Genomic DNA, 13,510 nt, shown 5'->3' with positions numbered 1-13,510 from the left:
CGTTCAACCCTCTTTCAGCTGCTACGAGTTCGCCGCCCGTAGCTACGGCTGATCGTCCATCTGCAGAGAAGCAGCCGAGGGGCGGGGAGCGCCGTAGTCTCACTGCCGGCGAGGGACACGGTCCTGCGTCGGCGGGGCTGTGGTGGGCCGTCACACAGAACGAGTAGCGACCGCTACTCGTCGTCGAACAGCGGTGAGGATCGAAGCTGCTCGGTCGACGGCCGATCCTCGCCGTAGTGCTGGGCGGAGGCAAGCTGTGCGTCGACGAGGGCGTTTACCTGGGGCCCCCATTCCTCGTCGGAATGGGACCGGACGAACGCCGCCCACCGCTTGATCTGCTGCTCGCGCTGGTGGCGGTTGCGCGCGTGCTTGCGATCACGTTCCTCGGAGTTTGTCATATTCCTCGACGACGCCCAGTCGTTCGGCATACTCTTCGAGTGCTCGGCTGTTAAGGCTTGGCTTGGCCATCTCGTAGAGGTATAGGGCGTCTTCGTAATCTCGCTGGGCGCCCATGTTGAGCTTGTACGCGATCTGGAGTTCGAGCGATCCGATGGCGAACTCGGCGTCGGAAAACCGGACCGTCACCTGTTCGTCCAGCGCGGCGCGGTCGTACTCGTCGGTGGCGAACTTCAGCTCCACGTTCGGCACACGCCGATCCGCTCTGGCGACGCGAATCGGGAGGTCGTCGGCGAGGGTATCGTAGAGCTGCTCTAACGGCATCGCCGGTCCCCAGAATCCAGCGTCCTGCAGTGCGTCGGCGAGCGCAGTGCCAGTGGCCTCGTCGAAGGGGTCGACGATCACGTCGATGTCCTCGGTGGCGCGCGAACGGCCGAGCAGTACTGCGACGTACCCGCTGACGACGGCGTAGTCAACGCCTGCGTCAGAGAGAATCTCCGTCACGTCCAGAACGAGGTCGTCGAGTTCGTTGCGCGGCTTGTCCAGGACGAGGACGTCGTCGCGAATCTCCATGGCTGTGCGTGGCCTCGCAGGTGAATAATGGCTTGCCCTGCTGCTCGCTCACGAACCTGTGGCAGTCTGGGACACGCTTCTGTCCGTGCAACGATCGGCACGCACGGATTCACAGGCCGATGGACCGGATATCTTTTGCAGGGCGATCCCCCACGCTGGATCGTGAGCGACGAGGACCACGCGAGCGAGGCCACGCCCGGCGGCGACGGGGATGGCCCCGCCACCGACGATGCCGATGAGGCAGCCGCCGAGACCGCGAGCCAGTCGGCAGTCGCCGAAGCAGTCGCGGACGTGCCCCTCGAGGAGGACGATGCCGAAGACGCGACCGATGGGGCCGCCGCGACCGATCGCACTCGCGACGAACCCGAACATACGCCCGAGGACCACCCCCGCTCGGACGACCTCGAGACGCGCCACCGGATCGAGGCCGGGGTCGAGAAGGGGATCACCCACATCCAGGGGATGCACGCCGAGGGCCGCGGGACGGCCTTCGACTACCTGCTCGGCGAGGAGACGATCCCGAGCGCGGACGAGGCCGCTCGGGCGGCCGCAGCGCAGCTCCTACTCGCCGAGCATCCCGTGCTCTCGGTCAACGGCAACGTCGCCGCGCTCGTGCCCGATGAGTACGTCGAACTCGCCGACGTCGTCGGCGCGGATCTCGAGGTCAACCTCTTCAACCGCACAGAGGAGCGCATGGAGACCATCGCGGAGCACCTCCGCGAGCACGGCGCCGAGGCGGTCAAGGGCCTGAAAGGCGATGGCGAGATACCCGAGGTCGGGCACTATCGCGGGATCGTCGACGCCGACGGGATCGAGGACGCCGACGTGGTGCTGGTTCCGCTGGAGGACGGCGACCGCGCCGAGGCGCTCGGCGAGATGGGCAAGACCGAGATCGTGATCGATCTCAACCCGCTCTCGCGCTCGCCCCAGACCGCGGCGATTCCGATCGTGGATAACGTGGTTCGGGCGATTCCCACAATCTCCGAGCACGCGCGGAATCTGCTCGACGCCGGGGCCAGCGACGAGGAGCTCCAGGCCGTCGTCGAGTCGTTCGACGCCCAGGATCACCTCTGGGACGCCGAGGAGCAAATCCGAACGGCCGCCTGGGAGTAACGCGGACCGTCGTCGGTACCCTTTGGCGTATCCTGCCGGCCGAGGCCGTCGGCCGGTGCTATCTGCCGGTCTTTCTCCGAGTCGGATCGGCTGGCATCCGCCGCACGTACTATCGACTTATACTACCTGCTTATCACATGTCGAAGAGCGTATAGCTTCTCTCGGAGTGGTATCCCCGACACTGTCATGCGGTTCTGGCGCTCCCCGGATCACAACACATATCTACCACGCCATAGTAACACCGAGTGGTATGAGCGAATCCGATTCATTCGACAAGTTCAGCGACGTCGGCGAGGCGGAAGTCACCCGAGCGATCGGCCAGGAGTGGACCGAGGAGTTCATGGACTTCTCCGACTCCGACGTGATCATCGTCGGCGGCGGACCCTCCGGGCTGATGGCCGCCAAAGAGCTCTCCGAGCGCGGCGTCCAGGTCATGGTCGTCGAGAAGAACAACTACCTGGGCGGCGGGTTCTGGCTCGGCGGCTTCCTCATGAACAAGGTAACAGTCCGGGACCCCGCCCAGCACGTCCTCGCCGACCTCGACGTCGACTTCAAGCAGTCCCAGGACTCCGAGGGCCTCTACGTCGCCAACGGCCCCGAGGCCTGTTCCGGCCTCATCAAGGCCGCCTGTGACGCCGGCGCGAAGATGCAGAACATGACGGAGTTCACCGACATCGTGATCCGCGAGGATCACCGCGTCGGCGGCATCGTCATGAACTGGACGCCTGTCCACGCGCTGCCCCGCGAGATCACCTGCGTCGACCCGATCGCCGTCGAGGCAGATCTCGTCATCGACGCCACCGGCCACGACGCGATGGCCGTCAAGAAGCTCGACGAGCGCGGTGTCCTCAACGCACCCGGCCTCGAGGAGGAGGCCTCCGGCATGGACCAGACCGGCGACGACACCTACGGCGCACCCGGCCACGACTCGCCCGGCCACGACTCGATGTGGGTCGGCAAGTCCGAGGACGCCGTCGTCGAACACACCGGCCTCGCCCACGACGGCCTCATCGTCACCGGTATGGCGACCGCAACGACCTACGGCCTCCCGCGCATGGGCCCGACGTTCGGCGCCATGCTCATCTCCGGCAAGCGCGCCGCCCAGGAAGCCCTCGACGAACTCGACGTCGACGCCCCCGACGTCGACATGACGAGCCGAACGACCCCCGCTGACGACTAACACCCACCTTTTTTCGGTTCGGGTGTCCTCGGCGCCTCCGGCGCCTGCGGCACCACTCACCGAAAAAATCTGCACCGCGAGAGCAAGGCTCTCGCGAGCTCTGGCTCGCTCCGCTCGCCAGAAGACCAAAAAACCGCGAGGCTCGCTCGAACACCGCACTCGCTCGCCTCGCGGTTGCTATTCTCGTCTCACCGCGACCGCACTGCAGCCCACGACGCCAGCATTTCAGTACTGCTCGCACATCCCTTGCCGAGAGCCCCGCTTTTGACTATCCCCACCGTCAGAACCCAGTATGACCGAACTTCACACCACTCAGGGAGCGCTCTCTCGCGACGATCTCGATCTAATCCTCCCCCACGAGCACGTCTTCACCGACCTCGGTCCGATGGAGGAGCGAGCCCACGAGTCCGCGGATCTCGAGGAGGTCGTCGAGGTCATCGGCCCGGAGATCGAGCGCGCGAAAGAGGCCGGCGTCACCGGGATGGTCGAGCCGACGCCACGCGGCGTCGGCCGCCGCGTCGACGCCGTCGAGGCGGTCTCGGATGCCACCGACTTCCCGATCGCCGTCGCGACGGGGATTTACCAGGAGCCACGCATTCCCGAGTGGGCCCGGGAGGCCAGCGAGGACGAGCTGACCGAGTGGATGATCGAGGAACTGACCGAGAGCGTCGATGAGGCCGAGACGAAGGCAGCGTTCATCAAGGTCAGCACGGACAACGACGTTCCCGACGCGCTCAGCGAGGACGAGGAAAAGATCCTGCGTGCCGCCGCACGGGCGGGCGCGGAGACCGGCGCCGCGATCGGCAGCCACACGCTCTCCGCCGACATGGTCGAGACCCAGCTCGACGTGATCGAGGCGGCAGGCTACACCGCAGACCGATTCGTCTGGATCCACGCCCAGGCCGAGGCGGATCTCGATCGCCACGTCGAGATCGCGGAGCGAGGCGCCTGGATCGAGTACGACTGGATCGGCGGCGACGACCAGCCCGACGCCGACTACGTCGAGCGAATCCAGCGGCTGCTCGAGGAGGAGTTCGGCGACCAGATCCTCCTGAGCCAGGACCGGGGCTGGTACGATCCCAGCGAGCCACGCGGCGGCGAGGTCGATCCCTACACCTACCTGCCCGACGAGTTCCTGCCGGCACTTCGCGAGGCAGGCGTCGAGGAGGCCACCATCGAGCTGCTGACCGTCGACAACCCTTTCGACGCGTTCGCACGGTGAGCGAGTCGGACGGCTCGGTCTGGGGTCGGCCGACATACACACTCTCTCGCTCTCTCGCTGGCACGACCGGAGGCCCGTGCGCCGTTTTCTCGGGGCTGAAGCGAGACGACAACAGCTAACTGACCCTGCGTCTATGCCTCTCGCATGGGATTCTTCGGTCGACTCACAACTGGATGGAACCTCGCGAAAGATAGCATGCACGTGCTCCGCGAGGAGCCATCGCTCGCGATCTTCCCGCTGCTCAGCGGGATCTTCGGCCTCGTGTTCATGGCTGCACTGTTCGGCGGGACCTACGCCACGATGGGTCTCGAGCAGGGGCCGGTGGCCTACGCCGTCCTCTTCGTCCTCTACTTCGGCTCGACGTTCATTGCCGCCTTCTTCAACGCCGCACTGGTCCACAACGCCCGCGAGGTGTTCCACGGCCGCGATCCCACGCTGGAAGAGGGGATGCGCGCTGCCTGGAGCCACCGGCGCGCGCTCGCTATCTGGGCACTCGTCGCCGCGACGGTCGGTATGATCCTCCGCGCGATCGAGAGCAGCGACAATCCGCTCGCGAACGTCGCCGCGATGCTGTTCAGCGTTGCCTGGAGCATCCTCACCTACTTCATCGTCCCCGTGATCGTCTTCGAGGACGTCGGCCCGACGGAGATGTTCAAGCGCAGCGGTGAGACGTTCAAATCCACCTGGGGCGAGACCGCGGGTGCCGGCTTCGGCGTCGGAATCGTCACCGCATTGTTCGCGCTCGTCGGCTTCGCCATCGCGCTGGCGATCTTCTTCGTCCTCGGCACTGGAACGATCGGTCTCGTCGGCGGCGTCGTCGTTGGCGCAATCGTCCTGCTGGGTGCCTATCTCTTCGGCAGCGCGCTGGGCTACATCGCTCGGACGGCACTGTACGTCTACGCGACGGAGGGCGAACAGCCCGAAGCGTTCAACAACGTCGACTTCGGCCGGACGCACTGAGCGGTCCCTCCCGTCTTCCTTCGTTCCCTCTCCACTCTCTCCACTCTCCACTCTCTGCTCTCTCCACTCTCCACTCTCTGCTCTCTCCACTCTCCACTCTCTGCTCTCTCCACTCTCCACTCTCTCCACTCTCTGCTCTCTCCACTCTCTGCTCTCTCCACTCTCCACTCTCTCCACTCTCTGCTCTCTCCACTCTCCACTCTCTCCACCCCCGCTCTCTCCACTCTCCACTCTCTCCACCCCCGCTCTCTACCCTCTCTGCCTCTCGATTTCCCCGTTCTTCCTCCAGAGTACCCAGTGGGTGCTCGAGTCGACCGAGCACGCCGTCAGTGGCCGTCATGCAATTATTTACGTCGGGTGCCGCATGAATCTCCATGCGCCGTCGGATGGTCGCGATCCACGTGGCGGTGCTGGTTCTCGTTCCGCTGACCCTCTGTGTCACGCCGGTCGCCGACGCCTGCCCCGTCTGTGAGGAGGGTGACGACGATGGCTTCGTTCAGGGCAACGGCGTCGCGCCGGTGAACAGCACGGCCACCGTGACCATCACCGACGACAACACAGCGGCCTGGAGCGTGGTCAACGACGTCTCACTCGGCCCGAACCAGTCGCTCGCGTCGCCAGGCGAGATCGAGAACCGCGTGAGAGATCGGCTTCAGTCCGCGGCAGGACCCAATCGCACCATCGAAACGCTCTCCGTCGACGTCGAGGGCGAGCGCCGCGTCACGCTGACGTTCACAGTCTCCGGGACGGTCCACTCCGGCCCGAACGACGTCGTGATATACGATGGGTTCGCGGTCGACGACGAGTACTCATCGACGGTCGTCAACGCGAGGTCGCTCCTCCTCCGCGGGCCAGGTGAGAGCGTCTACGTCACGAAGGACGGCACCAGAGCCGACGACGTGGGGATCGTGCGCGATGGGACCGTCCGCTACGAACGAAACGACTGGCTCGACACGGACACTCTCGTCGTGTTCGGCATGGCCAACGGCGTTCGAGGGTCGCTCGAACTGCGGTACGCAGTTGCAGCCTATCACCAGGATCGCCTGCGAGGTGCAGCCGTATGGCTTCTCATTCCTGCGGTCGTGGCTGGGGTAGCCGTCCTGACTGTGTCACGGTCGACGGGAACTGCTGGTATCGTTGCGTCACCCGAGCGGCTCACGGCGCGATCAGCGATCGCCGCGTTGACCGTATCGGTCGTGGCCGCAGTCGGACTCGCATCGGGGCTGGTCCCGCTCTCGGCGGTCACGTCCGCCTACGCCGCTGGGCTCGGATTGCTCGCGCTCTCGACGTTTGCGGGAGAACGGTCACGGCGGGCGCAAGTTCTCCTCGCGCTCTGTGGAACGGTCCTCCTCACCGCGATCGTCGGCGTCGTCCTCGCAGCGCTGGGCGGTGGGGCGTCGACGGCCGAGGGCTCGGCTGTCGCAGGACCGCCAAGACCAATCGCAACGCCAGGATCGGTCGGCATCGGCCACGCCGTCTGGTCGACGCTCGTCGCCGTTCCGATGGCGCTCGGTGCCGCGGGGCCGCTCGACCGGCGGGCACACGTTCTCGGTGCCGTCGGCCTCGCTTGCGTGGCGTACGCCGTCCTGCTCGCGTGGTGGTGGCCGGTCGTGGCCCCGGTCTCCGTCGCCTGGTATCTCGCCTCGGTGCTCCTCGCGACTCTCGCACTGGTTGTCATCGCGCTCCTCGCGTACGCCACGGGGTACGCGTTCCGGGCACCACTTCCCGACGAGGGGAACTCGACCGACGCCGGCGGGTCGTGAGGCTGCCGTGGCGCTACGCGCTCTCGAAGCCCTTAATTGACGCTCCCACGAACCCAGGTCCATGAAGCGGCTCATCGTCAACGGGGACCCCGGGATCCGCAAGGACGCGGAGATTACTGTCGACGGCGAGGATCTCGTCGCGTTCCAGGTCACTCGCAACGGCGACTGGCACGGGCCCGAGCGCGTCCAGCTCTGGTGCGTCGTCGGTACCGAAGACGAACGAGAGGCGTACGTCGAGCGGGATTTCGTTCCCCACTGGCTCGACGTCGAACGCATCGAGGACAGCGAGGTCGAGGTTCACAAGAAGGGCGGCGATCTCACCGTCTGAACTGCGCTGGTACGCTCCCGCGTCCCGACTGCGACGCCGACCGCGACCCGACTCGACTCGACTGCCGCGACGTTCTGGGTTTAAGTGACCGCGTGCTCACGTCCCGTCCGTCGACGGAAGCGCAGCTCGCGAAACTGCAGCCGGTCACCCCCATATTCACCGTCCCGGGATACGCTCGGGACACACTACGATTCCCGAACACGTGATTCATTCACTCCCTGCGCTCCAGTGGCTCGCCGTTCCCCTCGCAGGATCAGGTGGGGGATCGAACATTCTGATCCTCGTCGCGATCATCCTCGCACTGGGCGTCGCTGCACAGGTACTGGGCGACGCGTTCCGGATGCCGAGCGTCCTGTTCCTGATTATCGCCGGCATTCTCGTCGGCCCGGAGGGTCTCGGAATCGTGACGTACGCGAAGCTCGAACCTGCCCTGCGGACGATCGTAGGGATCAGCGTCGCGATCATCGTGTTCGAGGGCGCGTTTCACCTGAAGGTCGAGAAACTCCGGGAGGCGCCCTCGGCGACGCTGTTGATGGTGACGCTGGGTGCAGCGATCTCCTTCGTCGGGACGACCGTCGCCGTCGAGCTCCTGTTGCATCCTGGCTGGGGTATCTCCGCGACGACGGGCGCCCTGCTGGTCGCGACCGGGCCGACGGTCATCACGCCGGTTCTCTCCGTCGTCCCGGTGCGTGACCGGGTCGGTGCCCTGCTCGAGACCGAGGGGATCGTCAACGACGTAACTGCGGCGATACTGGCGGTCGTGATCTTCGAGGTGTTCGTCGGACAGGAGAGTCACGCCGGGGACTTCTTCATCGCCTTCGTCGAGCGGCTCAGCGTCGGAATCGTCGTTGGACTCATCACCGCTGGCGTGCTCTGGGCACTCTTCACCCAGATCGATCTCGGCTCCGGCTGGACGCCCCGGAACGCTCGCCTGATGACGCTCGCTGGAGCGGTGCTGGCATTCGCCAGCGCCGACTTCATCTCGACGGAGGCCGGCGTCGCGGCGGTCGCGATGGCGGGCATTCTGCTCGGTAATCTCGATCTGCCATTCGAGCAGGAGATAGAGGAGTTCAAGGGCGACGTCACGCTCATCGTGCTTTCCTTCGTCTTCATATCCCTGGCTGCACTGATCGAGTTCAGCGTCCTCGTCGAGATCGGATTGGCCGGTCTTCTGGTCGTGCTGATCGTCGCGCTGGTGCTCCGCCCGCTGCTCGTGATGCTCTCGACGGTCGGGGGCCGGTTCACGATCCAGGAGCGGGCGTTCATCAGCCTCGTCGGTCCGCGGGGGATCATTCCTGCGAGCGTTGCGACGCTGTTTGCAATCCGGCTCCGGAACAATCCCGAACTCGCGGCGACTGGAAGCTACGGCGCGGACGTCCTCGCGGGGACAGTGTTCCTGGCGATCATGCTCACGGTCATCTTTCAGGCAGGGCTCGCCAGACAGATCGCGAAGAAACTCAACGTCATTCCAATGCGCGTACTCATCATCGGCGGCGGTCGCGTCGGCCTCGCGCTCGCCGAACGACTCGACGAGCGTGGAGAGAACGTCGTCCTCCTCGAAGAGGACGAAGAGAAAATCGACGAACTCCGGGCGGAGGGCTACACCGTACGGGAAGGTGACGGCACCGATCTCGAGTTCCTTGAGAGCTCCGGGGCCGCCAACGCGAAGATCGTGGTGGCGGCGACCGGCGACGACGACACGAACCTGCTCGTCGCCCAGCTCGCCAGATCGAAGTTCGACGCCGAGACGGTCATCTCGCGGGTGAACCAGCCCGAGAACGTCGACGCGTTCCGCGAACTCGACGTCAAGACGGTCTCGGCGTCGATGGCGACCGCGTGGGCGATCGACAACACCATCGAGCGGCCCGCGCTCTCGAACTGGATGAACGAGCTGGGCCGGAGCGGCGACGTGCAAGAAATCGAGGTGACCGACGAGTCTCTCGAGGGCCGGACGATCAGCGAACTCGACGAGGAGCTTCCAAACGGCTGCATCCTCGCGCTCGTCTCACGCGGCGACGTGAACGAAATTCCCGACCCCGACGACGAGATCAGGTGCGGAGATCACCTTACCGTCCTGGGCCGTACCGAGGACGTTCGGACCGCGCTGAAGATGCTCCATCCCCACGACTGAGCTCGGCGGTCGGCGCGCGCCTCCAGTTGCTGCGACGATCCGGCGTTTCGGCGTCGTGATTCACTCGGCGCTTTAGAGGTCCAACAGTCCCGCCAGAAGATGCTCCGCCGACGCTTCGTTCGTCGCGAGCGGGACGTCGTGAACGTCACAGATGCGCAGGAGGGCAGAGATGTCCGGCTCGTGGGGCTGGGCGGTCAGCGGATCCCGGAAGAAGCAGATGGCATCGAGAGCGTCGTCGGCGACCTCCGCGCCTATCTGGAGATCGCCGCCGAGTGGCCCCGACTGTTTGCGCTCGACGTCGAGCTCGGTCGCCTCCTGAATCCGTTTGCCGGTCGTACCGGTGCAGACGAGCGAGCAGTCCTCGAGCGCGTCGCTGTGGCGCTGGACGAATCCGATGAGTGCCGGCTTCTCCTCGTCGTGAGCGATGAACGCGATGCGTTGCATGGGTCACACCTCGAAGCGCCACAGGAAAATCCTTCGCGTCGGAATGGGTCCCAGCGAGGATTACAGCTGTGCGCCCTCGTTCGCGGGCCGAACCACCCGAACGGTCCCCGCACAGCCCGCTGCTTCGAGGGCCGTGGCAGCCGCGTCGCGAGCGGCGTTGGCCTGCTGGTCGGTGGTGAGGCCGTAGACCGTCGGTCCCCAGGAGGACTGGCCGACGGCGTCGATTGCGTCCGCGGTCTGCAGCGACTCGACGATCGCGCCCGCCGGCGGCCGAAAGACGCCGCCCTGTGCGTCCGCGTACCAGCTTCCGTTGAGCCGTTCGATCTCCGCGATTGCGGAGCCAAACGCCGCGCGATCGCCCTGGGCCGCTGCCGGCAGGAGCCTCCGCGTGAGGACCGCCGACACCTGATCCGCGACCGCCGGCGTCGCGCTCTCGACGACGGTTCGCATCGCGGCGTCCTCGTCGTCGCCGTGCCGGCCGCGGTTCACGTTTCGGTCGCCGTCCGCGGATTGATCCCCGCTCGCGGTGACGTCGGGGATCGCAAGCACGAATCGCCAGTCCTCCGGTAGCTCGTGTCGTGCGACGATCGGCGGCACCGTCCACTCGCCGCGGGCCGGTCGCTCGGTGGTGAAGCGAGCGGTCGGATGGCCGCCGTCGACGACGAACCCGCCGCGCTGGAAGCTCGCGACCCCGATCCCGCTCCGCCCGCCCCGTCCGAGATCGGGCGCCGCGGCCCGCACGTCAACGTCCAGATCGTGGGCCCGTGCGATCGCCGCGTAGACCGCCAGGGCGAGCTGGGTACCGCTGCCGAGCCCGACGTGACGGGGGAGCCGCTCGTCGACCGTCACTCCAGCACCGGGGACGTCGAGCAGATCGACAGCGAGCGATGCGTACTCCGCGGCGAGCGGGTCGGGATCACCGCCTGCGGCCGATTTCGCTCGGACGTCGTCGGCGGGCTCGGCGGTCACGGTCACCCGCGGCTCCGCGAGCGCCACGCCGATGCCACCGTAGAGGCGCTCGTGAGCCAGCGAGAGATTGCAGAAGCCGACGTGAAGCCGCGCGCCGGCGCTAACCGTCGCCATTACTGGCTGGTTCGGAGCCTGTCCGGGATGGGCGTTTCGACGGTGGCAACGGGGCGTCTGAATTCCGGCCTGGAACGGTTCCTGGCTGCGGTCCCTGATTGTAGGACCGAGGCGCATCCGGTCCGGCAGATCACCGGGACCGATACACACAGGTACGTCGCCGCCCGACGACCGGGCGTGCCAACGCCGAGCGACACTCTCGGAGCCGATCCGCACCTCGGGCCGCTCTATGACTCCCACGGCCCGGTGACGATCGAGCCCGCCGAGGATCTCTTCGAGCGAACGGTCGTCGCGATCGTCAACCAGCAACTGTCGATTGACTCGGCGGCGGCGATCCGCGAGCGGCTGTTCGAGGCCGTCGAGATCACGCCTGCTGGCGTCCTCGCCGCCGACACCGCCACGCTCCGGGAGACCGGACTGTCGGGAAGCAAAGCCGAGTACGTCCAGAACGTCGCCGAGGCGTTCGACGACAACGGGTACGATCACGCCTACTTCGAGGGGATGAGCGACGAGACGGTCGCCGACGAACTCACCGAGATCGCCGGTATCGGGCCGTGGTCTGCCGACATGGTGCTCATGTTCGGTCTCGGCCGCGAGGACGTGTTCCCGGTCGGCGACCTCGGGATTCGCCAGGGGATGCACGACGTCGTCGATCCGGATCTGACGCGCGCCGAGATGGTCGAGCACGCCGAGACCTGGGCGCCCCACCGCTCCTACGCGAGCCTGCTGCTCTGGAACACCGTGGACTGATCCGCCGGAGAAACCGTGTGGCGCCGACCGATTCTCGAGACGGGCGAGCGGGCGGACTACTCTTCTTCGAGTTCGGGATCTTCGGGCTCGTCGCCGTCCACGCGCTTGCGGACGTCGACCTGGTAATGTTCGAGGATGTCACGACCCAGCAGGAGTGGGTAGTTCATGTGGCTGCGGTCCTCGACGCTCGCCGTCACCGTGTGCTGCGTGCCGCCGATGCCGACGACGAGGTCGACGACGGGACGGGCCTTACCCTGTTTGACGCTGCCCGAGCGCACACGGGTCATGCTCTTGATCGGACCGGCGCCGATCTCGGCGGCGAGCGCGGTGTCGATGCTCGAGCGGGTCGCGCCAGTGTCGGACTTCGCGAGGGTGGTCGTCGAGCCGCTGGTGCCGGAGACGACGACCTCCTCGGTGTAGCCGATCGTCGGTGACGGGGCCCCGGTGTCGCGTGGGTCGGGCCGCGGCGCGGAGCTGGGCCGGGAGTCGTCGAGCGTCCCCGAGAGCTCCTCGACGCGGTCCTCGTCGACGGTGCCGCCCGCGGTCTCGACGCCGAGCTTGGCGATGTACGGTGCGGGGCTGGTGCCGGTCGCCTTGAACAGGCCCTTGAAGCCTGCCGTGGGGTTGACCTCGAGCACGAACCAGCCGTCCTCGCCCTCGATGAGGTCGACGCCAGCGTAGTCCAGCTCCATGACCTCCGCGGCGTAGAGCGCGGTGTCTCGGGCCTCCTCCGGGAGGTCGTCGGTCGCGTCCTTGACGTCACCGCCCAGCGCGACGTTGGTTCGCCAGTCGCCCTCCGGTGCGTACCGGTACATCGCACCGACGATCTCGTCGTCGACGACGTAGACGCGGGCGTCGCGGTGGGCCTCTTCGTCGCGCTCGATGAGATCCTGGAGGAACGCCATCCGGTTGCCGACTCGCGGATTGACCGGCTCGTCGAGATCGACCTTCCAGGTGCCCCCACCGTGGGTGCCGATCGCGGTCTTGTAGACGCCGACGTCGCCGAAGCGGTCGCGCTCGCTGTTGAGCCGATCGTTGGATAGCGCCAGCAACGCGTCGGGGACGTTGACCTTCCAGTCCGCGAGCGTAGTGGCGGTCGCGAACTTGTGGAGCGCCGCCAGCACCGGACCGGGCTCGTTACACATCGGGCGGATGCGGTTGAGCGTCATCGCCAGCCCGAGCCCCTCCGCGGGCTCCTCGGTGTTCGAGAGGAGCATCCGGTTACAGATCGCGTCGACCTCGGGCTCGAGGCTCACCTCGCCCGCCTCGATCGAGACCGCGAGGTTCTCCGCGCGCAGCCAGACCGGCTCGTGGCCCAGCGCCTCGATCGCGTTACAGATCGCCTTCGTCTCCTTGCTCGTGTGGAGACTGAGGACGCCCACGCGGACCGGATCGCTCGCGGTAGCACCGCCGTCCGCCATCAGGTCGGCCCCCTCCTGCCCCGAATCGCTGCGTTCTCCCGCCGCCGTCCCACTGCCGTCTGCTGCGTCGCCGCTCATACACTGACGGTCGGCTGGCCCCGGGAAAACTGTCCCGATCGGGGCATTCGGCCCGTTCGCCCCCGATA

14 protein-coding genes are annotated in these 13,510 nt (G+C 66.6%); 8 read left to right on the top strand and 6 right to left on the bottom strand.

The features are described from left to right. Positions 1-173 precede the first annotated feature (173 nt). A complete protein-coding gene (locus MXF70_RS02345) occupies positions 174-398 on the bottom strand; it encodes a DUF8150 family protein (protein WP_248517046.1) in 225 nt (74 codons plus the stop codon). Beyond that, positions 376-969, bottom strand: coding sequence for a hypothetical protein (locus MXF70_RS02340; RefSeq protein ID WP_248517044.1), 594 nt, complete (start codon positions 967-969; stop codon positions 376-378). The genes MXF70_RS02345 and MXF70_RS02340 overlap by 23 nt, the downstream gene beginning before the upstream one ends. A 291-nt stretch (positions 970-1,260) precedes the next feature. Here MXF70_RS02340 and MXF70_RS02335 point away from each other — a divergent pair, with 291 nt between their 5' ends. The 4 genes from MXF70_RS02335 (at position 1,261) to MXF70_RS02320 (ending at position 5,444) form a co-directional block, all read left to right on the top strand. Beyond that, the gene (locus MXF70_RS02335; protein ID WP_375140837.1) at positions 1,261-2,082 is read left to right on the top strand and encodes a phosphopantothenate/pantothenate synthetase; all 822 of its coding nucleotides are present in this window, start codon (positions 1,261-1,263) and stop codon (positions 2,080-2,082) included. Positions 2,083-2,332: 250 nt separating this feature from the next. After that, entirely contained in the window at positions 2,333-3,262 is a 930-nt protein-coding gene (locus MXF70_RS02330) for a sulfide-dependent adenosine diphosphate thiazole synthase (RefSeq protein ID WP_248517041.1), read from the top strand. A gap of 292 nt (positions 3,263-3,554) precedes the next feature. Continuing rightward, on the top strand, positions 3,555-4,484 hold the full coding sequence (locus MXF70_RS02325) for a phosphotriesterase family protein (protein WP_248517040.1): 930 nt from the start codon (positions 3,555-3,557) through the stop codon (positions 4,482-4,484). Between the two features lie 144 nt (positions 4,485-4,628). Then, positions 4,629-5,444 carry a DUF6159 family protein gene (locus MXF70_RS02320; RefSeq protein WP_248517038.1) on the top strand — a complete coding sequence of 272 codons (816 nt, stop codon included), beginning with the start codon at positions 4,629-4,631 and terminating at the stop codon, positions 5,442-5,444. Here the strand turns inward: MXF70_RS02320 and MXF70_RS02315 are convergent. After that, positions 5,413-5,784 (bottom strand): hypothetical protein, encoded by a 372-nt coding sequence (locus tag MXF70_RS02315; protein WP_248517036.1) that lies wholly within the window; start codon positions 5,782-5,784, stop codon positions 5,413-5,415. The two genes, MXF70_RS02320 and MXF70_RS02315, sit on opposite strands and share 32 nt — an antisense overlap. Positions 5,785-5,818: 34 nt before the next feature. Between MXF70_RS02315 and MXF70_RS02310 the strand changes: the two genes are divergently transcribed. From MXF70_RS02310 to MXF70_RS02300, 3 genes are all read left to right on the top strand, one after another. Beyond that, positions 5,819-7,207 carry a hypothetical protein gene (locus MXF70_RS02310; RefSeq protein WP_248517034.1) on the top strand — a complete coding sequence of 463 codons (1,389 nt, stop codon included), beginning with the start codon at positions 5,819-5,821 and terminating at the stop codon, positions 7,205-7,207. 61 nt (positions 7,208-7,268) lie between these two features. Continuing rightward, positions 7,269-7,535, top strand: a complete 267-nt coding sequence (locus MXF70_RS02305; RefSeq protein WP_248517032.1) for an HAH_0734 family protein — start codon at positions 7,269-7,271, stop codon at positions 7,533-7,535. A 202-nt stretch (positions 7,536-7,737) separates the two neighbouring features. Beyond that, positions 7,738-9,666, top strand: a complete 1,929-nt coding sequence (locus tag MXF70_RS02300; RefSeq protein ID WP_248517031.1) for a cation:proton antiporter domain-containing protein — start codon at positions 7,738-7,740, stop codon at positions 9,664-9,666. Positions 9,667-9,738: 72 nt separating this feature from the next. Here MXF70_RS02300 and MXF70_RS02295 read toward each other — a convergent pair whose 3' ends face one another. Then, a complete protein-coding gene (locus tag MXF70_RS02295) occupies positions 9,739-10,110 on the bottom strand; it encodes a methylglyoxal synthase (protein WP_248517029.1) in 372 nt (123 codons plus the stop codon). 60 nt (positions 10,111-10,170) lie between these two features. Next, positions 10,171-11,193: a beta-ribofuranosylaminobenzene 5'-phosphate synthase family protein gene (locus MXF70_RS02290; RefSeq protein ID WP_248517027.1), complete on the bottom strand. Its 1,023-nt coding sequence runs from the start codon at positions 11,191-11,193 to the stop codon at positions 10,171-10,173. Between the two features lie 177 nt (positions 11,194-11,370). Here MXF70_RS02290 and MXF70_RS02285 point away from each other — a divergent pair, with 177 nt between their 5' ends. Then, entirely contained in the window at positions 11,371-11,943 is a 573-nt protein-coding gene (locus MXF70_RS02285; RefSeq protein ID WP_248517025.1) for a DNA-3-methyladenine glycosylase family protein, read from the top strand. 56 nt (positions 11,944-11,999) lie between these two features. Here MXF70_RS02285 and MXF70_RS02280 read toward each other — a convergent pair whose 3' ends face one another. Continuing rightward, positions 12,000-13,364 (bottom strand): putative ATP-dependent zinc protease, encoded by a 1,365-nt coding sequence (locus tag MXF70_RS02280; RefSeq protein WP_248518350.1) that lies wholly within the window; start codon positions 13,362-13,364, stop codon positions 12,000-12,002. Between the last annotated feature and the right edge of the window lie 146 nt (positions 13,365-13,510).

The sequence above is a fragment of the Salinarchaeum laminariae genome, assembly GCF_023204835.1.
In the GTDB taxonomy this organism is placed as follows: Archaea; Halobacteriota; Halobacteria; order Halobacteriales; family Salinarchaeaceae; genus Salinarchaeum; species Salinarchaeum laminariae.
This window is presented reverse-complemented; position numbering and strand designations above follow the sequence as displayed.